At 47.3% G+C, this 23,621-nt stretch carries 24 protein-coding genes; 19 read left to right on the top strand and 5 right to left on the bottom strand.

Annotation, left to right across the window (positions count from 1 at the left end):
* Positions 1 to 271 precede the first annotated feature (271 nt).
* From cysT to panC, 11 genes are all read left to right on the top strand, one after another.
* The gene (cysT, locus tag ZMTM_RS03370) at positions 272 to 1,117 is read left to right on the top strand and encodes a sulfate ABC transporter permease subunit CysT (protein ID WP_221764927.1); all 846 of its coding nucleotides are present in this window, start codon (positions 272 to 274) and stop codon (positions 1,115 to 1,117) included.
* A gap of 24 nt (positions 1,118 to 1,141) precedes the next feature.
* On the top strand, positions 1,142 to 2,047 hold the full coding sequence (gene cysW / locus ZMTM_RS03365; protein WP_221764926.1) for a sulfate ABC transporter permease subunit CysW: 906 nt from the start codon (positions 1,142 to 1,144) through the stop codon (positions 2,045 to 2,047).
* A gap of 57 nt (positions 2,048 to 2,104) precedes the next feature.
* On the top strand, positions 2,105 to 3,172 hold the full coding sequence (locus tag ZMTM_RS03360) for a sulfate/molybdate ABC transporter ATP-binding protein (protein WP_221764925.1): 1,068 nt from the start codon (positions 2,105 to 2,107) through the stop codon (positions 3,170 to 3,172).
* 103 nt (positions 3,173 to 3,275) lie between these two features.
* Complete coding sequence (locus ZMTM_RS03355) at positions 3,276 to 4,523, top strand: OmpP1/FadL family transporter (RefSeq protein WP_221764924.1); 1,248 nt, start codon at positions 3,276 to 3,278, stop codon at positions 4,521 to 4,523.
* Between the two features lie 49 nt (positions 4,524 to 4,572).
* Positions 4,573 to 4,998 (top strand): YeeE/YedE family protein, encoded by a 426-nt coding sequence (locus ZMTM_RS03350; protein ID WP_221764923.1) that lies wholly within the window; start codon positions 4,573 to 4,575, stop codon positions 4,996 to 4,998.
* Between the two features lie 8 nt (positions 4,999 to 5,006).
* Positions 5,007 to 5,423 carry a DUF6691 family protein gene (locus ZMTM_RS03345; RefSeq protein WP_221764922.1) on the top strand — a complete coding sequence of 139 codons (417 nt, stop codon included), beginning with the start codon at positions 5,007 to 5,009 and terminating at the stop codon, positions 5,421 to 5,423.
* A 126-nt stretch (positions 5,424 to 5,549) separates the two neighbouring features.
* Positions 5,550 to 6,956: a polynucleotide adenylyltransferase PcnB gene (gene pcnB / locus ZMTM_RS03340; protein ID WP_221764921.1), complete on the top strand. Its 1,407-nt coding sequence runs from the start codon at positions 5,550 to 5,552 to the stop codon at positions 6,954 to 6,956.
* A gap of 20 nt (positions 6,957 to 6,976) precedes the next feature.
* On the top strand, positions 6,977 to 7,480 hold the full coding sequence (folK, locus tag ZMTM_RS03335; RefSeq protein ID WP_221764920.1) for a 2-amino-4-hydroxy-6-hydroxymethyldihydropteridine diphosphokinase: 504 nt from the start codon (positions 6,977 to 6,979) through the stop codon (positions 7,478 to 7,480).
* Positions 7,477 to 8,124: a deoxynucleoside kinase gene (locus ZMTM_RS03330; protein ID WP_221764919.1), complete on the top strand. Its 648-nt coding sequence runs from the start codon at positions 7,477 to 7,479 to the stop codon at positions 8,122 to 8,124. Before folK ends, ZMTM_RS03330 begins: the two co-directional genes overlap by 4 nt.
* An 11-nt stretch (positions 8,125 to 8,135) precedes the next feature.
* Positions 8,136 to 8,921: a 3-methyl-2-oxobutanoate hydroxymethyltransferase gene (panB, locus tag ZMTM_RS03325; RefSeq protein ID WP_221764918.1), complete on the top strand. Its 786-nt coding sequence runs from the start codon at positions 8,136 to 8,138 to the stop codon at positions 8,919 to 8,921.
* A 23-nt stretch (positions 8,922 to 8,944) separates the two neighbouring features.
* Positions 8,945 to 9,778 (top strand): pantoate--beta-alanine ligase, encoded by an 834-nt coding sequence (panC, locus tag ZMTM_RS03320; protein WP_221764917.1) that lies wholly within the window; start codon positions 8,945 to 8,947, stop codon positions 9,776 to 9,778.
* A gap of 8 nt (positions 9,779 to 9,786) precedes the next feature.
* On the opposite strand, the gene ZMTM_RS03315 is transcribed toward panC, so the two are convergent.
* The gene (locus ZMTM_RS03315) at positions 9,787 to 11,535 is read right to left on the bottom strand and encodes a DUF4153 domain-containing protein (RefSeq protein WP_221764916.1); all 1,749 of its coding nucleotides are present in this window, start codon (positions 11,533 to 11,535) and stop codon (positions 9,787 to 9,789) included.
* 124 nt (positions 11,536 to 11,659) lie between these two features.
* On the opposite strand from ZMTM_RS03315, the gene panD reads away from it, so the two are divergent.
* The 5 genes from panD (at position 11,660) to ZMTM_RS03290 (ending at position 15,272) form a co-directional block, all read left to right on the top strand.
* Complete coding sequence (gene panD, locus ZMTM_RS03310) at positions 11,660 to 12,043, top strand: aspartate 1-decarboxylase (protein WP_221764915.1); 384 nt, start codon at positions 11,660 to 11,662, stop codon at positions 12,041 to 12,043.
* 65 nt (positions 12,044 to 12,108) lie between these two features.
* Positions 12,109 to 12,450: a ribosome silencing factor gene (gene rsfS, locus ZMTM_RS03305; protein WP_221764914.1), complete on the top strand. Its 342-nt coding sequence runs from the start codon at positions 12,109 to 12,111 to the stop codon at positions 12,448 to 12,450.
* Positions 12,451 to 12,472: 22 nt separating this feature from the next.
* Entirely contained in the window at positions 12,473 to 12,940 is a 468-nt protein-coding gene (gene rlmH / locus ZMTM_RS03300) for a 23S rRNA (pseudouridine(1915)-N(3))-methyltransferase RlmH (protein ID WP_221764913.1), read from the top strand.
* An 8-nt stretch (positions 12,941 to 12,948) separates the two neighbouring features.
* Positions 12,949 to 14,379 (top strand): cryptochrome/photolyase family protein, encoded by a 1,431-nt coding sequence (locus ZMTM_RS03295; protein ID WP_221764912.1) that lies wholly within the window; start codon positions 12,949 to 12,951, stop codon positions 14,377 to 14,379.
* A gap of 50 nt (positions 14,380 to 14,429) precedes the next feature.
* Positions 14,430 to 15,272 carry a DUF6279 family lipoprotein gene (locus ZMTM_RS03290; protein ID WP_221764911.1) on the top strand — a complete coding sequence of 281 codons (843 nt, stop codon included), beginning with the start codon at positions 14,430 to 14,432 and terminating at the stop codon, positions 15,270 to 15,272.
* Positions 15,273 to 15,303: 31 nt separating this feature from the next.
* Here ZMTM_RS03290 and ZMTM_RS03285 read toward each other — a convergent pair whose 3' ends face one another.
* Positions 15,304 to 16,323: a class 1 fructose-bisphosphatase gene (locus ZMTM_RS03285; RefSeq protein ID WP_221764910.1), complete on the bottom strand. Its 1,020-nt coding sequence runs from the start codon at positions 16,321 to 16,323 to the stop codon at positions 15,304 to 15,306.
* Positions 16,324 to 16,523: 200 nt separating this feature from the next.
* Between ZMTM_RS03285 and ZMTM_RS03280 the strand changes: the two genes are divergently transcribed.
* Positions 16,524 to 17,276 (top strand): MlaA family lipoprotein, encoded by a 753-nt coding sequence (locus ZMTM_RS03280; protein ID WP_221764909.1) that lies wholly within the window; start codon positions 16,524 to 16,526, stop codon positions 17,274 to 17,276.
* A gap of 109 nt (positions 17,277 to 17,385) precedes the next feature.
* Here the strand turns inward: ZMTM_RS03280 and pmbA are convergent, their stop codons facing one another.
* Positions 17,386 to 18,684, bottom strand: a complete 1,299-nt coding sequence (gene pmbA / locus ZMTM_RS03275) for a metalloprotease PmbA (RefSeq protein ID WP_221765551.1) — start codon at positions 18,682 to 18,684, stop codon at positions 17,386 to 17,388.
* A gap of 101 nt (positions 18,685 to 18,785) precedes the next feature.
* Here pmbA and yjgA point away from each other — a divergent pair, with 101 nt between their 5' ends.
* Together yjgA and ZMTM_RS03265 are read left to right on the top strand one after the other, a co-directional pair.
* Positions 18,786 to 19,349 carry a ribosome biogenesis factor YjgA gene (yjgA, locus tag ZMTM_RS03270; RefSeq protein WP_221764908.1) on the top strand — a complete coding sequence of 188 codons (564 nt, stop codon included), beginning with the start codon at positions 18,786 to 18,788 and terminating at the stop codon, positions 19,347 to 19,349.
* A complete protein-coding gene (locus ZMTM_RS03265) occupies positions 19,346 to 20,599 on the top strand; it encodes a putative Na+/H+ antiporter (protein WP_221764907.1) in 1,254 nt (417 codons plus the stop codon). Before yjgA ends, ZMTM_RS03265 begins: the two co-directional genes overlap by 4 nt.
* On the opposite strand, the gene ZMTM_RS03260 is transcribed toward ZMTM_RS03265, so the two are convergent.
* Together ZMTM_RS03260 and ZMTM_RS03255 are read right to left on the bottom strand one after the other, a co-directional pair.
* Positions 20,596 to 22,599, bottom strand: coding sequence for a site-specific recombinase (locus ZMTM_RS03260; protein ID WP_221764906.1), 2,004 nt, complete (start codon positions 22,597 to 22,599; stop codon positions 20,596 to 20,598). The genes ZMTM_RS03265 and ZMTM_RS03260 overlap by 4 nt on opposite strands.
* A 147-nt stretch (positions 22,600 to 22,746) precedes the next feature.
* Positions 22,747 to 23,568, bottom strand: coding sequence for a PDZ domain-containing protein (locus ZMTM_RS03255; RefSeq protein WP_221764905.1), 822 nt, complete (start codon positions 23,566 to 23,568; stop codon positions 22,747 to 22,749).
* Between the last annotated feature and the right edge of the window lie 53 nt (positions 23,569 to 23,621).

The raw sequence follows: 23,621 nt of genomic DNA, 5'->3' as shown, positions 1-23,621 counted from the left end.
ATTTGATAAAAATAGTTCTATAAAACATGGGAATGACTATGCCAAAGAAATACCGTTTTTGATTTTCCATGCGCTAAACAGGCAGTTGCAAGTATCAAAATGTATCAAGCACTGGATTGTGATAGAAATTAAGGCGACTCATTAGCCGATTAAGTTATATCAATATAAAAACATATTATTTTTAAGTTATAACGAGCACTGTTACATTACGACTCGCGAATCGAATTACCTTTGAACTCTCACTAAGCCATTATTTATTAAGCCATCGCCCATGCCCCTATTTAAAAAAAGTAAGCAGCATAATGTTTTACCTGGCTTTGGCCTCTCACTTGGCTATACGCTTTTATATTTAAGCCTGATTGTTCTGATTCCGCTGTCTGCCGCGTTTATCAAAACCACCGCATTTACCTTTGAAGAGTTCTGGCATGTGGTCACCGCGCCGCGCGTCATGGCCTCCTACAAACTCACGTTTGGCGCTTCGCTGATTGCTGCTTTAATCAACGCAGTATTTGGCCTGTTGACCGCATGGGTGCTCACGCGCTACACATTCCCAGGCAAAAAATTCGTGGACGCCCTGGTTGACCTACCTTTCGCATTGCCGACAGCAGTGGCTGGTATCGCGCTCACCGCCGTCTATGCCTCGAACGGCTGGATAGGCAGCATTATTGAACCTCATGGCATTCAGGTGGCATTCAAACCATTAGGCGTTGTAGTTGCACTAACCTTTATTGGCTTGCCTTTCGTAGTGCGTACAGTACAACCCGTACTGGCAGATTTAGAAGCAGAAACTGAAGAAGCTGCTGCCAGCCTTGGTGCAAACCGTTGGCAGACATTCAGCAAGATTATCTTGCCCGCCATTTGGCCGGCCCTGCTCACAGGCTTTGCACTGGCTTTCGCGCGCGCTATTGGTGAATACGGCTCGGTGATCTTTATTGCGGGCAACATGCCGATGGTGTCTGAAATCACCCCACTGATCATCATCACCAAGCTTGAACAATATGACTATGTAGGCGCGACCGCTGTGGCAGTGGTGATGCTGGTTGTTTCATTCATCTTACTGTTCGCCATCAATGGGCTGCAGTGGTGGACGAATAAGCGCATTACAGAATCCCGTTAAAATTAGAAAATACTAAAGGTCAATATGTCCGCAGTTGCAATTACACAATTAGGGAAATACAACGCCAAAGTGGCCCGTAGTCGTGCGACCTCAGAACCCGCATGGATACGTTGGTTACTGATTGCAGTTACCCTGGTATTTTTAAGCCTGTTCCTGTTTGTGCCTTTAGCCGCCGTATTTACTGAGGCTTTGCGTAAAGGTTTCGGTGCCTACTTCGCAGCACTGGTCGATGAAGACGCTTTATCTTCAATCAAGCTCACGCTGATTGCTGCTGCGATCTCAGTACCGCTTAATCTGGTATTCGGCGTTGCTGCCGCCTGGGCGATTGCCAAATTTGAATTTCGTGGCAAGAGCATTCTGATTACGCTGATTGACCTGCCGTTTGCAGTATCGCCTGTAATTGCAGGCTTGATCTATGTGTTGATATTTGGGCTGCAAGGCTGGTTTGGCTCATGGATTATCGACCATGATTACAAAGTGATTTTTGCTATTCCTGGCATCGTCTTAGCTACGATATTCGTCACCTTTCCCTTTGTGGCACGTGAATTGATTCCGCTGATGCAAGCACAAGGTAAAGAGGAAGAAGAAGCTGCGTTAGTGCTCGGCGCATCTGGCTGGCAAATGCTTTGGCGAGTTACCCTGCCTAATATCAAATGGGGCTTGCTCTATGGCGTGATTCTAACCAATGCCCGTGCCATGGGCGAATTTGGCGCGGTATCAGTGGTTTCTGGCCATATCCGTGGGCTTACCAACACCATGCCTTTGCATGTGGAAATCCTCTATAACGAATACAACTACTCTGCAGCTTTCGCAGTGGCATCTCTATTAGCATTGCTTGCGCTGGTCACACTGGCATTGAAGAGCTTCATTGAATGGAGAACAGATTACGGTGCAGAAAAAAGTGGAAAGCTTGCGGCAGCGAATGAGTAATGAAATCTGGCATCAGATTAACGCATGAACAGCAGTCAATAAAATAAAGGCTTAATAATGAGTATTGAGATTCGTAATATTGTAAAAGGCTTTGGTAGCTTCCAAGCGCTGAAAGACATCAGCCTGGATGTGCCGAATGGGGAATTGGTTGCGCTACTTGGCCCTTCTGGTTGCGGCAAAACCACCTTGCTACGCATTATTGCCGGGCTGGAAGCACCAGACTCAGGCAGCATATTATTCCATGGCAACAACGCCACAGACCGCAGCGTGCGTGACCGCGAAGTAGGGTTTGTATTCCAGCACTATGCGTTGTTCCGCCATATGTCAGTATTTGAGAATGTCGCGTTTGGTTTGCGTGTGCGTCCAAAAGCCACTCGCCCGACCAATGCTGAAATTCACAGACGCGTACACAAACTACTGGAACTAGTCCAACTTGACTGGCTGGCAGACCGTTATCCACCGCAGCTTTCTGGTGGGCAGCGTCAGCGTATTGCATTGGCACGTGCGCTGGCTGTAGAACCAAAAGTGTTGCTGCTGGATGAGCCGTTTGGCGCGCTAGATGCAAAAGTGCGTAAAGATTTACGCCGCTGGTTACGCCGCTTGCATGACGAACTACACATCACCAGCGTATTCGTGACGCACGATCAGGAGGAAGCGCTAGAAGTCGCTGACCGCATCGTGGTCATGAACCAAGGCAAGATCGAACAAATTGGCTCCCCGCAAGAAGTCTATGACTTCCCTGCATCGCCTTTTGTGTATCAATTCTTGGGCAATGTGAATCTATTCCATAGCCGCGTGAATGATGGTTTGGCGAAGATTGGTGATATTGAACTCAAACTCAATGCGCATGAAGACACCAAAGACAGCGCCGCCTTTGCCTATGTTCGCCCACATGATATTGAAGTACATAAAGAGCAGAACGGTGAAGCCTCATTTGAAGCCGTTGTAAATTATATCCACGCGATTGGTCCGCTGGTCAGGCTGGAACTGCAGCGGAAAGACGATACAGAAATCATCGAAGCCGAGCTAACTAAAGAACGCTTCCGCGAACTTGCCATTAGCGAAGGTGAACACGTATTCATCAGGCCAAGAAACGTGCGGGTGTTTCTAAATCAAGCTACATAAATACCAACTTTAATTTAAGCCAACCTGACAACTGGAGGCTAGTGCAAACGCACTAGCCTCTTTTTTTATTTGCAAATCGCTCATTTAGAAATAAGGACTCAACATGAAATTTCACTACAAACTCTTAACGCTAGCCACTTTGCTCGCCGGTAGCCAAGCACACGCAACCGATGGCTACTTCGCCCCTGGATACGGCGTTAAATCACAGGGCGCTGGTGGTGTTGGCTATGCCTTGCCCCAAGACACTTTAACTGTAGCAACCAACCCAGCCGGATTAGCCTGGATCGGTGACAGAATCGATATAGGCGCGACCTGGTTCCGCCCAATCCGCGAGTCCGAGATTACGGGTAGCCCAGCACCTGGATTCAACGGTACTTACGATGCTAATGACCAGAAGAATTTCATCATCCCTGAGTTTGGTTATAGCAAACAGGTGTCACCACAGCTATCGCTGGGCGTTGCCGTTTATGGCAATGGTGGTATGAATGCCAATTACGACCGGGCTGTGCCTTTGTTAGGGTCATCTCCGGCAAAAATTGATTTTGTACAGGTCTTTGTCGCGCCGACTATTGCCTGGAAAATCACACCAACGCAATCTCTGGGCGTTACTTTAAATCTTGCCTACCAGCGGTTTGCTGCCAAAGGGCTAGAAAACTTTGCCAATCCATCTTCGCAATCGCCAAACGATGTCACCAATAAAGGCTTTGACCAATCATATGGCGCAGGTCTGCATGTTGGCTGGTTAGGGCAATTCGGTGATTATGTGTCGCTTGGTGCGAGCTACCAAACCAAGACCTACACCAGCAAGTTTGATAAATATAAAGGCTTGTTTGCGGAACAAGGCAGCTTTGATGTACCAGCCACGTTTGGTGCTGGTATTGCTGTAAAAGCGACACCAGCCCTGACGATTGCGGGAGATGTTCAACGCATTCAATACAGTGACGTAGATTCAGTCGGCAATTCATTGGCGAATTTCTTTACTGGCAACCAACTAGGCTCCAACAACGGCCCCGGTTTTGGCTGGAAAGACGTCACGGTTTATAAACTGGGAGCAATCTATGCCTATGATGACAAACTCACCCTGCGCGCTGGTTACAACCATTCCGACCAACCTATCCCTAATAGCGAAACTTTATTCAACATACTCGCGCCAGCTGTTGTGCAAAACCACTTGACCTTTGGCTCTACCTGGAAATTTGAAAACAAGAGCGAGCTATCATTCAGCTATTTGCATGCGTTTGAAAATACCGTTAATGGCAGCGGCTCAATCCCTGGCCTTTTTGGTGGCGGAGAAGTGAACCTCAAAATGCGCCAAGATTCAGTAGGCGTTGCCTATGGTTGGGCGCTATAAATGGTTAAACTAGCTGTCTCGTTTTAATTAACCGCGCAAATAAAACATCATGATCATCGACTGGGCACACTTCACACCGCTGGCTTCACTCGCTGGCGGTGCACTAATAGGCTTGGCTGCCGCCATCTTGGTACTGTTCAATGGAAAAATTGCAGGCGTGAGCGGTATATTGGGCGGGCTTATCGCAAAACAACAAGCCGCTTGGCGCTGGGTATTTATTATTGGGCTAGTCATTTCGCCTTTTATTTATGGCCTAGTACAGCCGCTTCCAAGCACTGAAAACCAGACCAGCTTATTAGTGCTGCTGATTGCAGGAGTGTTAGTAGGCATCGGCACTACAGCCTCGTCTGGCTGCACCAGCGGGCATGGCGTCTGCGGCCTTTCTCGTGGCTCGCTGCGTTCACTGGTGGCAACCCTGTCATTTATGTTTGCTGGCTTTGTTGCAGTATTCATCGTGCGCCACCTCATCGGTTAATTATCATCATGCAACTAATTTTCGCAGGTCTTTCTGGCATTATTTTTGGGCTTGGTCTCATCTTGTCTGGCATGACCAACCCAGCCAAAGTCAAAGGTTTTCTTGATATTACTGGCCTGTGGGATCCCTCATTAGCTTTTGTGATGGGCGGCGCTATTCTGGTTGGTGTATTTGCATTTGCACTCGCCAAAAAGCGTGGCCAGACTATCCTTGGTGAAAGTATCTCGCTACCAGACGATAAGCAGATAGACCGAAAACTGGTCATTGGGGCATTGATCTTTGGCGTAGGCTGGGGGTTGGCAGGCTACTGCCCTGGGCCTGCGATTGCCTCATTACTCAGCGCCGGCCTGCAACCCGTGATATTCACATTAGGTATGTTGGCAGGTATCGGACTCTATAAAATCTTTCAATCCAAGCAGACTTAATCTTTCAGACTTATCGCTTCAGATAAAAGTGACAGCAAGCAGTTGATTGGAATCGGCAAGTGCCTTGGCTAATCGTATATAATTGAGCCATTACGATTTATTCTCCAGTGCAACTAGATTCCATTAATGATCAAAAAACTGCTGCAACGCGTTTTCAATTCAAAAAGTAAGAAAACTGCTGAAACTGTTTCGGCCGTTACATCAACGCCCAACAAAAAGACCAAGCGCAAGTCTGATCTGAATGCAAAGCGCATCCTCAAAAAAACCCATCGTATAGACCGTAGCCTATTAAGCATAGGCGCAATCAAAACTACAGAAGGCTTGCAGAAAGCTGGTTTTGAGGCTTACGTGGTTGGCGGTGCAGTGCGCGATTTACTGCTGAAGAAACGCCCCAAAGATTTTGATATTGCGACCGACGCAACGCCAGAAGAAGTGAATCGTGTATTTCGCCGTTCCCGCATTATCGGCCGCCGTTTCCGCCTAGTGCATGTCATGTATGGCGATGAAACCGTAGAGGTTTCAACCTTCCGCGGCAGCCACTTGGCTGATAGCGAACAGAATGACGCCAAGGTAGCCGACAGTGGCCGTATTTTGCGCGACAACGTATTTGGCAACCAGGTTGAAGATGCCCTACGACGCGACTTCACCGCCAATGCCCTGTATTACGACCCATCCAATGAAGAGATTCTGGATTTTCATGATGGTGTTGCCGACATTCAGGCAGGCGTTTTACGCATGATTGGTGACCCCGTCACCCGCTATCGTGAAGACCCTGTGCGCATGCTGCGTGCCATCAGGCTGTCTGCGAAACTTGGCTTAAAAATCGAACAAGCAACCGAAGCGCCTATTCCCAAACTAGCTGATGCGTTGGGCGATGTCCCACCATCGCGCTTGTTTGATGAAATGCTCAAACTGTTTTTATCGGGTCACGCACTTGAAAGTGTGAATGCTTTACGCCATCACGGCTTGCACCATGGCTTGCTACCCATGCTTGATGTAGTGCTTGAACAGCCGATGGGTGAGCGTTTTGTTAAATTGGCGCTCAAAAATACCGATGACCGTGTACTGGCCGAAAAACCTGTTTCACCCAGCTTTTTATTTGCGACCCTGCTTTGGCATGAAGTGCTCGTGGCCTGGAAAAAATATAAAGACCTGGGAGAAAACAGCATCCCTGCACTGCATCTGGCAATGAACGAAATCATTGATACACAGGCCGAAAAACTAGCGATTCATAAACGCTTCAGTGTGACCATGAAAGAAATCTGGGGCTTACAAGTACGCTTTGAACAACGCGCAGGTAAACGTCCCTACAGCCTGCTTGAGCACCCACGTTATCGTGCGGCTTATGACTTTCTGCTACTGCGTTGTGAGTCAGGCGAATTACCAATCGAGTTGGGTAAATGGTGGACAGATTTTGCCAGCGCCGAGGGTGAAAAACGTCAAGCCATGCTGTTACCAGATACTGAGCCAAAAAAACGCCGTCGTCGCTCACGTAAAAAAACTTCAACTGCTGCTTCAAGCACTGGTATCTAGTTCAGCTACGAATGATTAGCATGCAGAAACATCGCGCATTTGTCGCGCTGGGGAGCAATTTACAAAACCCAGAGTTACAGGTTGGCAATGCCATCAACGAATTGAATGAATTACCGCAAACCACGCTGATTAAAGCATCGTCGCTCTACAAAACGTCACCCGTAGGCTACGATAATCAGCCAGATTTTATTAACGCCGTGGCCGAAGTAGAAACTGCACTAAACGCACCTGAATTATTGGATGCTTTGCTGGCCCTGGAAAACTCGCATGGGCGTGAACGTCCATTCCCCAATGCGCCCAGGGTGCTGGATTTAGATTTACTGCTTTTCGATGATGTATCGATGCAAACAAGCATATTGACATTGCCGCACCCTCGCATGCATTTACGTGGCTTTGTCATGCAACCTTTGGTGGAAATCGCGCCAGACGTTATCATTCCGAATATTGGAAAAGTCAGCGACATTGCAGTTAGTTATGCAGGCCAGTCCGTTGAAATAGTGAACCCTGACAAGAAAAAAGCATGAGTATTTTCGATAAATTTCCATACATTGTGGTTGAAGGGCCTATAGGCAGCGGTAAAACTACGCTAGTCAATCGGTTGGCCGATCAATATCCAGTGAACCTGCTGTTGGAAAATGCCGAGGCTAATCCATTCCTGCCCCGCTTTTATCAAGATGCGCCGCGTTATGCCTTGCCCACACAGATTTTCTTTTTGTTTCAGCGCGCAGAGCAGATCCGTGATTTAACTCAGCGCGACATGTTTCACCATGCCATCATCGCCGATTTTTTCCTGGAAAAAGATCCATTATTTGCCAGGCTGAATCTAGACGATGAGGAGTTCTCTCTCTATCGCCAGATGTACCAGCACCTGCAATTGCAGATACCGAAACCAGATTTGGTGATCTACCTGCAAACCCCTGTGGATGCGCTTGTTGAGCGTGTGAACCAACGCAAGATTCGTTATGAGCAGGATATTCCTCGTGAATACTTACAACGCTTGGCCGATGCCTACAGCGAGTATTTTCACCAGTACGATTCTTCACCGATCCTGATTGTGAATAATGAAAAACTGGATACCGCAGCCAGCGACGAATCGCTCAAGCTGCTGATTGAGCGCATTATGCAGATTCGTGGGCAACGCGAATTCTTTAATCCAAATTTTGAATAAAAATAGCGCTAATGAATCTAGTTAAACTACAACAGTTAGCTCAAGACGGCGAAAAGATTGCTGTCCTGACTTGCTACGATGCCAGTTTTGCCAGCCTGTGTGAAAGCGCAGGCGTTGACGTCTTGCTGGTCGGCGATTCACTCGGCATGGTGCTCCAAGGCAATAGCAGCACGCTTTCTGTCACCTTATCGCAAATGGTTTACCATACCCGTGCGGTAGCAGCAGGAACAAAAAAAGCCTATATCGTCAGTGATATGCCGTTTGGCAGTTACCAGCAAAGCCCCGAACAAGCCTTGCGCAATGCCAGCCGCTTAATGGCTGCTGGCGCGCACATGGTCAAGCTTGAGGGTGGAACGGTGATGGTTGAAACCGTCAGATTTCTGGTTGAGCGCGGCATCCCTGTCTGCGGCCACTTGGGGCTAACGCCACAATCAGTACATCAGCTTGGTGGGTATCGTGTGCAAGGGAAAGATGATGCATCGGCGCAACAACTAGTAAGCGATGCACAAGCATTAGAGAATGCTGGTGCAGGCATGATCGTGCTTGAAATGCTACCCGCCAGCTTGGCAAAAACTATCACCAGCAGCATCCATATCCCAACCATCGGCATCGGCGCAGGGGTGGATTGTTCAGGACAAGTCTTGGTATTGCAAGACATGCTGGGCATCTATCATGGCAAGTCACCACGCTTTGTGCGTAACTTCATGCAAGGTGCAACGAGCATACAAGAAGCAGTTGCAACTTATGTGCTCGCAGTAAAAGACAAAACATTCCCCGCAGCTAAACATAGCTTTTAATATTCCCTTTCCAGTTATCAATAATGCAGATTATCTATACGATTGCCGAGTTACGGCTCAGGTTGGCATCACAGAAAAACATTGGCTTGGTCACTACCATGGGCAACTTGCATGCAGGCCATATTCATTTAGTGAACCTGGCAAAACAGCAAAGTGATTGCATAGTGGTCAGCATTTTCGTTAACCCTCTGCAATTTGGGGTGAATGAAGATCTTGCCGCCTACCCACGCACACTGGATGCAGACTGTAAAAAACTTGAAGCCGCTGGCGTAGATATAGTATTTGCCCCCAGTGAAAGTGAAGTTTATCCAACACCGCAAACCATGACCATTTTGCCACCAGCAATCGCTGAAGAGCTTTGTGGCGCAAGCCGCCCTGGCCATTTCGCTGGTGTAGCCACCGTGGTATCAAAGCTATTTAATATCGTACGACCGGATGTTGCTGTGTTTGGCAAAAAGGATTTTCAGCAGCTATTTATAATTCGCCAGCTCGTCAGCCAATTTAACCTGCCGATTGAAATTGTCGCGGGCGAGACCATACGTGAAGAAGACGGATTAGCCATGAGTTCACGAAATGGCTACCTGAACCCGGCAGAACGACTAGAAGCACAGCGTCTGAGTCGTGCGTTAAAACTAGTAGTAGATGCTGTTAAGAAGAAAAAACTGGGGTTTACCGAGATTGAATCCCAAACCACACAATATCTGACCCAGCTAGGCTGGATAGTGGATTACATCAGCATCAGAAATCAGGATACCTTGCTACCAGCAAGCACTGACAATCAGAAACTGGTAGCACTTGGGGCAGCGCGCCTTGGTCGTACCCGCTTAATCGACAATATTGAGTTCGACTTGGGCTAATCATCGAGTTACTGAGGCTCTAAAGTATAAGTGTCCTGCAATACCTTTAGTTCCCGCCATTTGCTATCAACCACTGCCACGCTCCCAGCCTTCAATGCTTTTTCTACTTCGGCGGCTTCAAGTTGGTGCCAGTTTCTCCCTCGAAGATGTCCAGCCCTTTTCCACTGCCTATCTTGCTGACTAAACACCACGGTGTTGTAGCCATCAAAAATAACAAGCTCATTCTCGGCATCTCCATTAAGGTCTATGAGTAAAGCTTGGCAACCTGAAGAGATCCTCAAGCAATTAATCCAATAGCTCTTGCTCTGTGTTTCGCCCCACAAATAAGTTAGTAACTCAGCAGGAACTTGACTACCTGATGGGTAAATATGCAGCAACTTTACTAAATCGGCTTGATTCTCTGGCTCATTATGATTAGTTGCCCCATAAGTCTTATATTTAGCAACAAGTGCCTGCGTGGCTTTTTGATTAATTTCGCTAAACTGCGGGTGATCTCTCAAGATAACCAGTTTATTTAAAGCCCCATTACCATAATATCCGCCCTGAAATCGCAGATATTCAAAATCAAAAGACTGAACTGGAGTTACTTTTGTTAGTAAGCGTTGTACTTGGCTATCAACACTTATTCTGATTGGATCTAAGACAGGAGTGTGGGTCAACAGTAACACCAATGCAATTAACCAAGCAGCAATTACATTGACCTTGGAAGCATGATGCATCCATCCATTGCTACGAAAAAACACAGAAATAGCGTATCCAACAGCATATAAGCTGGTCAAACCAATAATAATCGCAGCCCAGACACGCTCTACAGTCCAGCCATATTGAACAACACGTAAATTCATAGCGTAAGCAGACAAAGCAATAAAAACTGGCATAGAAAACAATGCTAGATTCACTAAAATACGCAACCATGCTGGTAACTTCAGTCCATCTGCCCCATTCTGCCAAGCAGCATTAAATAAAAATACCATCAAGCCAAGCAGACTCAACATCAATGCTGTGGCATAACCTGTTTTCCATAAGTGACTGACGCCCTGCACAGGTATTACCAGAAGAAACAACAACATAATGACCGATACCAACGGAAGCAACCAGCCAAGTAGGTTTAATGTGGCACGGTATAAATTAACCAGAGCCTCCTCCCTTGCAGAATAGAGTAATAAACCGATGCCGAAACAGATTGCAGTGACAGGATAAATAAAATTCCGATTTGTAAACAAATCTTCAAAGAACTTGATCCCAAGCACCCTAAACAACCCCGCCCACAAACCTAATAAAGCCCAGAAGATTCCGACAAAAAGACCCGCAGACAATAATTTTAAAAGGTTACGCCATGTCGCTGAGCACAGCATTGCATAGTCACCAGACCAAGCCCCCTGCCTTAAACGGTGTTCGGCAAAAGGATTTAGGATAAACCAGCTAATAAAAACGACCCACCCTAACAAAAATATCTGACCTGAATAAATATAAGCTGGCAGTCCATCAACCCAAGCAACTTTCCCTGCATAACCGGCACATATTGCGGTCAACATGGTGTATGCCAGACATAGTTGCCACAACAAATTCCGCTCACGAAAGCTTGATAGCATTTGCATTGAAAGTGGAAAAGCCAGTGCTACTACATATAGGGGCCAGATCAAATAAAAATAAGGGCCGGTACTGGCCATGGAATCAATCCAGTTGTGCAACATTAACAAGCAAAAACCTTGCATCGCAGCCCAAGCCAATAACCAAGTTCTTTCAGTTTTTATCATTTTTCGCCCTTATTTCTAATGTGATTTCTTACTGCGGCAAAGCTATCTGTATCCACTACATTTATTGATGAGGCAGTTTACTTTATAATCATATCTTTATCACCGCACAGAACATCAATAAGCCATGCAAAGAACCATGCTCAAATCCAAGTTACATCGAGTGCACGTCACGCATTCAGAGCTGGACTACGAGGGCTCTTGCGCGATTGATGAAGTGCTTTTAGAGGCAGCTGACATCCGCGAATATCAGCAGATTGATATCTACAACATCAACAATGGCGAACGTTTTAGCACGTACGCCATTCGCGCTGAGCGTCATTCAGGGATTATTTCAGTCAACGGCGCTGCAGCACGTAAAGCCAGCCCTGGTGATCTACTGATTATTGCCAGCTACGCGATATACAACGAAATTGAGCTTGAAAAACTCAAACCACAACTAGTCTATGTTGACGGCAAGAATGACATCCTTGATCAACGCCGCGACATTCCTTTGCAGGCTGCAAGTTAATCCTTTCGCCTGCCAATTCACCACCACTCACATCTCATACTAAGGTTGCAATGGATTTAGAAACCATGAAAAAAGCCGTCATCGACGCGCTTGAAGATATTAAAGCTTTTGATATTACCGTGATGGACGTGCGTAAGCTGACCTCCATGGCGAGTTATATGATCATCGCTAACGCCACCTCCAGTCGCCAGGCTAAAGCCTTGGCTAACAGCGTACGTGAAAAGCTGAAAGAACTAGGCGCTGATATCCGCGGTACCGAAGGCGAAAAAGAAGGTGAATGGGTATTGGTCGATCTAGGCGATATTATCGTCCACATCATGTTGCCAGCCACTCGCGCCTATTACAACCTAGAGCAACTCTGGGGTGAGGCCGAAACACGCCGCGGACATATCAAGACCGCTGAGTAAGATTTTTAGCAAAGTCGGCTGATTGAAATTACGCATTATTTCTGTTGGTCACAAAATGCCCGCCTGGGTTGAGACTGCATGCGCCGAATATATCAAGCGCATGCCGCGAGAAATGACAATCGAAATGGTCGAAATCAAACCCGACAAACGCGCAGCAGGCAAACAATCCCCACAGGTTCAAGAAGCAGAAGCCAAGCGCATCCTGGAAGCCGCAGGTAAGGATTACCTGGTTGCGCTCGATGAGCGCGGCGCTTCCGTCACTACCTTACAATTAGCAGATCGCATGAAAACCTGGCTAACGGGCGGCCGCGATGTGTCGCTGGTTATCGGTGGTGCTGATGGCTTACATGCAGATGTTAAGGCCCGCGCAGACTGGCTCTGGAGTCTATCGGCACTCACGCTACCGCACGGCATGGTGCGCGTATTGTTATCTGAGCAACTTTATCGCGCATGGTCTGTCATTAATGGACATCCTTATCATCGCGAATAAACTATTTAATGACCCAAGCCGCGACTAAATCCCTAGTATGGTTTCGCCGCGATCTGCGCGACTTTGACCATGCTGCGCTTTATCATGCGCTCAAAGATTCAACCCAAGTGTATTGCGCGTTCGTCTTTGATACCGAAATTTTAGACAAACTGACCGACAAAGCAGATCGCCGTGTTGAGTTCATTTGGGAAAGCTTGCAAGAACTTAAGGCTGCCTTGCTAGCAAAAGGCGGCGACCTGATTGTGCTTCACGGCAACGCCCGAGATGAAATACCCAAACTGGCAAAATCACTAGGTGTAGAGTCGATTTATTCAAATCGAGATTATGAGCCTGCCGCTATTACCCGTGATGCCTACGTTGCAAAGGCTGCAGGCGAAGAAAATATTGCCTTCCACCAATTCAAAGACCAAGTAATTTTTGAGCAGGACGAAGTACTTTCCCTTGCGAGCAAGCCATATAGCGTATTCACGCCCTACAAAAATGCGCATCTTAAAAAGCTGAACGACTTTTACCTAAGCGCCTATCCAGTTGATCGCTACAGCAATTATTTCGCAAAACCTGAAAAGAGTTTTCCCGATATTTCATTAGAGAGCATGGGCTTTCAACGTACCAATCTAAAAACCATGAAACTACCGACAGGCATGTCTGGCGGTGCAACTCTCTTCAATGACTTCACAGATCGCATTCAACAATACAAAGCAGCGCGTGACTTTCCTGCGGTTAAAGGCCCCTCCTACCTTTCAGTGCACTTGCGGTTTGGTACAGTCTCCGTACGTCATCTAGCAAGAACCGCATGGCAGATGGGAGGAACAGGTGCCGAAGGCTGGCTCAATGAACTGATTTGGCGTGATTTCTACTTCCAGATTCTGCATCACAACCCTGGCGTTGCAGATGGCAGATCTTTTAAACCAGAGTATGAAGCTCTACCTTTCCCCAATAATGAAAACCTGTTTAAAGCCTGGTGCGATGGGAAAACAGGTTATCCATTGGTCGATGCCGCCATGCGCCAGCTGAATCAAACAGGCTGGATGCATAACCGTCTGCGCATGGTCGCGGCAAGTTTTCTGGTGAAAGATTTACTCATAGACTGGCGCTGGGGCGAACAATATTTCGCTGAAAAGCTGATCGATTTTGATTTCAGTGCCAACAACGGCGGTTGGCAATGGGCATCCTCCACTGGATGCGATGCACAGCCTTATTTCAGAATATTCAATCCAATTTCACAGAGTGAAAAGTTTGATGCACAAGGCAAATTCATTCGCAAATATGTGCCTGAACTCAAACAATGTAACGATAAAGAAATTCACGCGCCTTGGCTCATTCCGCCATTACGCCAACAGGCTTTAAATATAGAGATTGGTCACGAGTATACGCTGCCAATTGTCGATCATGGCACGCAACGCGCACTGGCACTTGCGCTCTATAAATCAGCCAAATAATGCAGATAACCCGCTCATTAAACCTAAATAAGCCATTAGCATTCATTGTTATGGCGTGCATTTTCTGTTTTCTTGCCAGTTGCAGCGCCTTGAAACTGACTTATAACAATGCACCTGATCTGCTTTATTGGTGGCTGGATGGTTATGTAGATTTTTCAGCCAAACAAAAGCCATTAATCAAACAAGAGCTCAATCAATTACAGCAATGGCATCGCCATAACGAACTACCAAAATACGCTGAATTAATGCAAAACACGGCTAATTTGATGCAGCGTGACGTTACCCCGCAGCAAGTGTGTAGTGTGTTTGATTCAGCCAAAACCCATATTGAGCAACTCAACCTGGAGATTGCCCCGATTATTGAATCTATTGCGCCAGATTTATCTGTAAAGCAATTAGCGCACATAGAAAAGAAGTTTGGTGTCGACAACGAAAAATGGCGCGACAAATGGATGGACGAGAATCTTGATAAGCGTGAGAAAAAACGGCTGGATGATGCAATTGATCGAGCAGAATCATTCTATGGCAGCATCAATAGCGATCAGAAAGAGCTGCTACTGAAAAGCATTCAAACCTCAAGCTTTAAACCCGAGGTTAGCTATCAAAGAAGATTGGAAAAGCAGCAGGCAATCATGTTGATACTGCGTGGGATAGAGCAAGGTAGATTATCTGGCACACAAGCCAACAGCAAGATACAAAGCTTTATGCATGAGATGACAGAGCCTGAAGACCCAGAATACAGCGCTTATATCGACCAGCTAGCCACTGAATCTTGTCAAACTATAGCCAGTTTGCATAAAAGCGCCACGCCCAAACAACGAAAAACCCTTCAAGAAAACTTAAAAGGTTATCTGAACGACCTCAATGTGCTGATGAGCTTGCAGCAACCATAAGCTAAATCAGGCCAATACGGTCTATTGATCATTAGCGATTGTGATAAGCGTTCACTAACTCAACTTCATGCTTAGCACCTAACACCACGCCAACGCGCTGGTGTATATGATCGGGGATTATGTCCAATATCCGTTCATAAGCAGTGCTTGAAGCCCCACCTGCTTGTTCAACGATAAAACTCATTGGATTGGCTTCGTATAGCAAACGTAATTTTCCACCCTGTTTCTTAATCTTGCTATCCGTTGGATACATAAAGACTCCACCACGCACCAAAATACGGTGCACCTCTGCCACCATAGAAGCGACCCAGCGCATGTTGAAATCCTTTTTTCGCACACCCTCAACACCTTGCAAGCATTCACCTACATAGCGCTGCATTGCTGGCTCCCAAAAGCGCTGATGCGACATATTGATAGCGAATTCATTCGCATCTTGTGGGATTTTCATCTCTGGTGATGTCAGTACAAATTCATCCGTAGTTTCATCGAGTGTAAAACAATCGACCCCATCGCCCAGCGTGATGACCAGCATAGTAGAGAACCCATACATCGCATAGCCAGCACACACTTGATGCTTGCCAGCCTGCAAAAAGGCTTGCGCCTGAGGTTGTTGAACTGCATCAGGACATGGCAGTACTGAAAAGATAGACCCAACTGAAATATTCAGGCTCACGTTAGAGGAGCCATCAAGAGGATCAAACGCAAGCAAATATCGCTGCGCTGGGAATTGATCGGCATCTGACTGAAGATGATGTGGAAAATAAACATCTGGCAACTCTTCTGAAACCAGACCAGCCACATGCTTGTTTTGATCAGCAAACGCCAGAAAAATATCATTACTGATCACATCCAGTGCCTGCTGCTTTTCACCCTGTACATTGATTGAATCCAGGCTTTCGAGCGAATGCGTCAACGCACCCTGATTTACGGCGTGCGCGGTTTTTTTACAGGCCTCTGCAAGGTCCACTAACACACTGACTAAGCCATCATTCAGATGGGCTAGCTTTTTCTGTTTTTCGATCAAATATTCTGAAAGTGATGTAGCGGGCATATGCTGCCTTTCTGGTAGATCATAATGGGCTGAATGGACTTGCAAAATATAGTGTCAAAATGTGTTACTTTTTTACAACAAAACAGCAATATCACGGTTCGAGGATAGACAATAATCGGGGGCTCGGTTAAAGTCTGGCCTAATAGCTTGCAGTTTAAGCCAATCAGTTTGAATAAATAAAAAAAGGTTTGGAACATTTAATGCGTATCAACACTTTAGGCTTGATTGCCAGCATCGTTTTGACCACTTCATTACTAAGTGGTTGTGCCACCCAAGCAAACAAAGACCCAATTGAAGGATTCAACCGCGGCGTTTATAAATTTAATGACGTTGCCGACAAAGCAGTTATCAAACCAGTCGCTGGTGCATACAAAGCAGTACTACCAAGCCCAGTGCGCACGGGGGTAGGTAACTTCTTCCGCAACTTGAATACGTTTGTTTCTGCAATCAATAATCTGTTGCAATTCAAGATTGCTAATGCAACCAGCGAAGCTGGTCGTTTCGTCATCAATAGTACCTTCGGTATTGCAGGTTTCATTGATGTTGCTTCTATGGATAACGTGCCTAAGCACACTGAAGATTTCGGCCAAACATTGGGCTACTGGGGTGTAGGTGATGGCGCTTACTTGGTATTGCCGTTCATCGGCCCAAGCAGTGTGCGCGATACTACTGGTTTGGTTGTTGATACGCTGGCATTTGACCCAATTAGCTACGTAGATGATCCAAGAACACGCAACCTTGGCCGCTTACTCTATATTGTAGACAAACGTGCTCAATACCTGCCTGCCAGCGATTTGCTGGATGAAGCAGCACTTGATCCGTATGCTTTCATGCGTGATGCCTACCTCGAACGTCGTGCTAATCAAGTTGCTGATAATGATGGTACAGTGCTCAACAATGGTGATGATGGTAGTGAACCAGCAACAGTGGCTCCTGCACCAGAAACCAAATAGAAAACAAGTAATTTTAAAGAATAAGTAATAAAACAAAAGCTCCGATTTTCGGGGCTTTTGTTTTATGTGCAATACAACTTAATGCATATGATCGATTTCTTAACTTGGCTTATTCTCCTGCTGCTACCGTCATGCGCTCAATCAAAATTGAGCCTGTCTGCTTGGAGCCTTGTACCAACACATCATTACCCACTGCCACGATCTGCATCAGCATATCTTTCATATTGCCAGCGATAGTGATCTCTTCAACTGGATAAGCAATCACACCATTCTCCACCCAGAAACCTGCGGCACCTCGTGAATAGTCGCCTGTGACCATATTCAAACCGTGGCCGAGTAATTCAGTAACCAACAATCCTGTGCCCATGATTTTCAGCAGTCCGTTTAAGTCTTGATCGCCATGGCTGATGATTAGGTTATGGTTTCCGCCTGCGTTGCCTGTGGTTTTCATGCCAAGCTTGCGAGCAGAGTAGGTGGACAAAACATAACCTTGAAGAATGCCGTCTTTTACCAAAGTGCGCGGGCTAGTAGTGACGCCTTCATTATCGAATGGCGCGCTCGCCAAGCCGCGTTTCAAGTGCGGTGTTTCGATAATACTGATATTGGACGACATGACCTGCTTACCCAAGCTGTCTAGCAAAAATGAAGATTTGCGATACAAGCTACCACCAGAGATGGCAGAGATTAAACTTGAAATGAGGCCTGATGCTAAGGGCGCTTCAAACAACACTGGCACTTGTGCAGTTTTGATGGCACGGCTGCCCAAGCGGCGCACAGCACGGTCACCAGCAATGCGGCCGATATTGGCTGGGCTATCTAAATCTTCTGCTGAGCGCGTTGAGCTATACCAGTAATCGCGCTGCATTGATTCGCCCTCTTCAGCAATGACTGAGCAGCTAATGCCATGCCGGCTTGTAGGGTAACCGCCAACAAAGCCGTGGCTATTGGCATAGGCAAATAGACCTTCGGAAATTGAGACTGATGCACCTTCAGAATTCTGGATACGGCTATCAACTTCAAGCGCCGCAGCTTCACACTCTTTTGCGAGCAATATGGCTTCTTCCACCGATAATGCCCAAGGGTGATACAAATCCAGCTCGGGAAAGTCTTTTGCCATCAGCTCGGCATCGGCCAAGCCACAGAATTCATCTTGTGCCGTATATTTGGCAATGTTGCAGGCAGCGGCAACGGTGTCTTGCAGCGCTTTAGGGGATAAGTCTGAAGTACTGGCATTGCCGCGTTGCTGGCCGAAATAGACAGTCACTGACATGCCTTTATCGCGGTTGTATTCTATGGTTTCAGTCTCGCCCATGCGGACTGAGACATTTTGACCCACGCCCAGGCTGATCTCTGCATCTGCAGCGCTTGCACCAGCACTTTTGGCTAGTTGCAGCACCTGTGCGCTCATGGCTTTCAGGTCGTCCAGCGAGTAGTTAAAACCTAGGGATTGATGTGTGTCTGACTGGCTCACGGCGGGCTCTTTGCGAAAAACTGTTATCATACCCCAGCATGAAACCTAATGAGATATACAACAGCAATATGAATGAATATGAAGACCAAGATGGCGATGAGCCCATCAGCAAAACAAAACGCAAAGCCGAAATGGATGAGCTGCAAGATATAGGTGTGCGGTTGATCGGCCTCTCAAAAGAGAGGCTGGCTAAGCTGGATTTGCCTGAAAGATTGCTGGATGCCGTTAATGAAGCTAAGCGCATCACGGCCAACGGTGCGACGCGTCGCCAAAAACAATATATCGGCAGCCTGATGCGCGAAGTAGAGGTAGCACCGATTATTGATCAACTACAGCGCTGGGATGGTAAACATAGCGCGGAGAATGCCTATTTCCATCAACTAGAACGCTGGCGCGACCGCCTGATTGCGGATGATAGCCTTATATCGGAATGGATGATCAAATACCCACAAACTGATAGCCAGCAGATGCGTGCACTGATTCGCAATGCGCAGCGTGAACAAACCGCCAACAAGCCACCAAAGAGTAGCCGCGCACTATTTGCCTTATTACGTGAAAACAGCGAATCATCTGCCCCTGATGTCGCTGGAGAAGCCGAGTGACAATAGACACGATCAGCGTTATTGCAGCGATTATTTTTGCGCTGGCGCTGATACACACGTTTGCCGCCAAGTCTTTTGAAGTCATGGCGCATCGCCACCCCAAACATGCAGGGCTTTTCCACCTGCTAGGTGAGATTGAGGTGGTGTTTGGCTTTTGGGCATTTATCCTGATCGGCTTGATGGCGTTTGTGAGTGGCGGTAGCCATGCGCTTGAGTATGTTGAGTCGCGCCATTACACAGAGCCCTTGTTTGTATTTGTGATCATGGTAGTGGCCGCATCCAACCCTGTGCTACAACTTGTTAAATCAGTGGTTAAAGGCGTGGCCAGTGTACTACCGCTGAATTCAACATTAGGCCAAGTATGGCTGAGCCTTGCTCTAGTGCCACTGATAGGCTCACTCATCACTGAACCTGCCGCAATGACATTGGCAGCCCTCATGCTCGCGCCCTTGGTGTTTCGCGAGGGCATCCCCGAATGGCTTAAATATGCAGCACTTGGTGTACTGTTTGTGAATATATCGATTGGCGGCACCCTGACCTCTTACGCAGCACCGCCTGTGTTGATGGTCGCGAATACCTGGCAATGGGATAGCCTGTTCATGATGCAGAATTTTGGCTACAAAGCGGCGATTGCCGTGGCGATCAACGCAACTGTAGTCACGTTTTTATTGCGCAAATACTTCACGCAAGCGCCAAAAGCAGATGTGGCTGCGTTAAAAACGCCATTAACAGTGAGCCTGATTCATCTGGCATTCTTGGCCAGCGTGGTGATATTTGCGCATCACACTGTGGTGTTTATTGGTCTGTTCATGCTATTTCTCGGCTTTACTCAGGCCTATGAGCGCTATCAAACACCCTTGATATTAAAAGAAGGCCTATTGGTTGGCTTTTTCCTTGCAGGCCTAGTTGTCTTGGGTGGTTTGCAACAGTGGTGGCTGCAACCGATTGTCTCTGCCCTCAAGCCGATACAACTCTTTTTCGGCGCAACCGCACTAACAGCGATTACCGATAACGCTGCACTGACTTATCTAGGCTCATTGATTTCCGGCATGTCTGACCCAGCCAAATACATGTTAATGGCAGGCGCTGTCACTGGTGGCGGGCTAACCGTGATTGCCAATGCGCCCAATCCTGCTGGGATAACGCTGTTAAAACGTGGCTTTGCGGATGAATCCATCAGCGCTGGTGGACTATTACTGGGCGCGCTACCGCCCACGATTGTGGCAGCGATCTTTTTTATACTGCTTTAATGGCCGCTGGAATCAGCAGCAACTTCACTGGCCTGTGACTTTTTGGGCGGCAAGAAAAAATCTCCCGGCTTACGCCATAGTCTTAGCAAGATATTTTTGAGCAAGTACCGCCACTGTGCAAACGTCACTTTTCTCGACTTCATGGCCACGTAGAGCGCCAGGCTAAAACTCACTAGCAAGTTCACAGTACCAATGAGCAGCACACTTGAGGTTGCAATTACGACCAATTGCCATGTGATGTTGAAATCCATCGCCATGAATGAAAACCCAACGAATGCTGAAGAAAAAGCAATATGGCGAATATCAATCGGCAAGCCGAGCAAAACCCCAAGCGCAGACATGCCGCCCAACAAGCAGCCAAAATAGAAGTTACCCGCCAGCGCACCCAGATTGTTTTCTATATAGGTAGCCACTCTGTCGAGTCGTGGTTGCCCAAGCAATTTCTTTAACCAGCCCAAAGCACGCAGGCGCTGCGGAATCTTGTTATACACCGCCAGATTGTCGTGGTAACCCGCAATCAAGCCAGACAAGAATAAGCAAACTCCCGCAATACCTGCATAAATCAGCGGTGCGCCATGTCTAAAATCAAGGTCACTTAAAAGTTTGTGCGCTTTATCTACATCAATAAAGTGATGGCCAAGGCACATCTGAATGCTCCAGCCAATCAATACTGCAACGGGTACTGCCAGCGAGATATTGCCGATAATGGCGATGGTCTGGCTGCGTATGGTCTGCGCAATAATATTCACCAGACTATCCATCTCTTTGCTTTTACCGTCACTATGGTCAATGCTGGCGGCGATGGCAGCAGCCGTCATCGCGGGTTGTTTAGTAGCCACAGTGAAATGCAGGATATGAATGATGACAAAGCCCAAGCCATAATTTAGGCTGAACAAAATACCCTCAGTCAGCGGGGCATAGTGCTGTTTAGCCGTGATGATTTTAATCATCGCCATGATTGCGATGATGATGCCCGCGCCCATGGCAGAACGCATCAGGCTGAAATACTCACTGCGTGATTCGGTGATGTAATGTTCGCCCGTACGGCTGGCGTTTTCAGTCACCCGCAGTGCCAATATCTCCATATTTTCGCGCCAGTGTTTGCGCACATCATTCTTGTGGCACTCTGCTGAAACCAGCGCCTTGAACAGTTTGATGCAGTCTGCGTGAGCACTTTCGCCAGCGCGCAAACTGATGGTAATGCTCAATAAGTCTTCAAGACGCTTAATTTGCTGCGACATGCGTTGCAACAAGAAAGTCAGGCGAATACTAGTACCAGTCACAGAACTATTGCGGCGGATTTTGGCAATCACCTGGCGACATTGGTCCAGCATCACCAGGATATGTTTGATATCGTGCGATTGTTCATCGGGGTCTGACAAAAAGTCACCCAGCTCGATATTCTGCACGATGAAAGGTGAGGCGTGATCTTCAAGTTCTGGGTGATTCAATATCAGCTCAGGCTCTAAACCAGAGGCTGATAAACGGTAAGAAAGCACTTGCAAGGCATCCAGCAAACGGCGCTGGCATTCCTTTGCTATATCATTCTCAGCTTGCTCAAAATGCAATGCCTGCATGAGCTCTAGCCATACCGTATCGGGCACGGCAATCACCCAATCCTCATCACGGCGATTAGGGAAAATCAGCGCAAACAAGTCTTTCAGGTAGAGCGGATTAACGGCATCGGGCAATAACTTGTGGCCAATGCGTCTGAATATTTCAGTAAAGAATCCGCTACTAGGGTGTATGCCAGAATCCACCAGCAAAGACACAGGCTTATGCTTACCCAGCAAATCCAGGATAGCAGTACGCAAAATAGTGGCGTAGTTTGGCTGCGTTTCAAGCACGTGGCATAGCGCCTGTATGGCATGCGTGGCGTACAAGTGTTGCGCTTCGATATTTTGCTTAGCCGCTGGACGTATCTGTGCGACCAGTCTTGTCAGCAGCTTAGCGGGGCTGTCTGGTGCTAAAGCGTAATCGCTGAGTATTTGTTCCATCATGGATTGATATTAGCTTTACTGTAATGATGAGTGGCTTTATTTAACCATGCTCAGCACATACGTGCCAATAAACCAGCAAACAACTAGAAAAATGAGATGCCTGGAATGGCTCAAAGGCCATACGCTAGCCTTTGAGCCGCTGAAAGGCTACGGCCTATTCAGCATGATGGTTGTTTTTGCTGACGTACCATTGCGCACATAATTCACGTTTGCGGTTTGCCCTGCGTAAAGGTGTGCAGACTTGGTCAGCTCCTCTGGCTTGTCGAGCACGACATCACCAATCTGGGTCAATATATCATCCGCCTGCAAACCAGCTTTAGAGGCAGGTGAACCGGCCACAACAGCCACAATCGTCAGGCCCTTAACATCAGCATCTTTGGTTGGACCAGTAACGTGCACGCCTATCATAGGCGGTTGCAACCTTACCCAATAAGAAGCGAAATAGGTGTATTGCGGTTTTACCTCTGGCGCAGGCTGGCTTACCGCTTTATCCGCGTCCACAGGTTTACCTTCAGCTGCTTTTTTGGCTGCAATCTTGTCGCGTATCTGCTGCATATTGACAGTTAATTGCTTGGGGTCTGCACGTTCTGTATAAACTAGTACTGCGTCAGCCTTGATATTTTTGGCTTGCTCCTTAAGCGCATCTGGCGATACCTCTATGCCATCAAAACTTGAGTAGCCGATCATATCGAAACCACGCTCCAGCATGCGCTGATAGTCATCGTCTTTAGATTCACCAGCGTATATTTTGGGGCCGTCTGGATCAGGCTTGAGCGCTACAGTGGGTCTATCGCGACTCACGAATGTGTCTGCGTAGGGGTTTCCAGTCGCTGGTTTAGATATTGCATTTGCAGCATTTGGTTTATCTGCACTTACTGCGCCTGTTTGGCTGCTCACTGGTTTACTACTGTTGCTTGCACAACCAACAAGGCCGAGCAGCAAGATTAAAGCAAAGGTAATGCGTGTCATATGCCTCTCCTGTCATCATTCCCCACTGCACAAGCTTACCTTGAGTGCAGCGG

Origin of the sequence: Methyloradius palustris (assembly GCF_019703875.1) — a bacterium.
GTDB lineage: Bacteria > Pseudomonadota > Gammaproteobacteria > Burkholderiales > Methylophilaceae > Methyloradius > Methyloradius palustris.
Note: the sequence above shows the minus strand (reverse complement) of the source record. Positions and strands in the feature narration are given on the sequence as shown.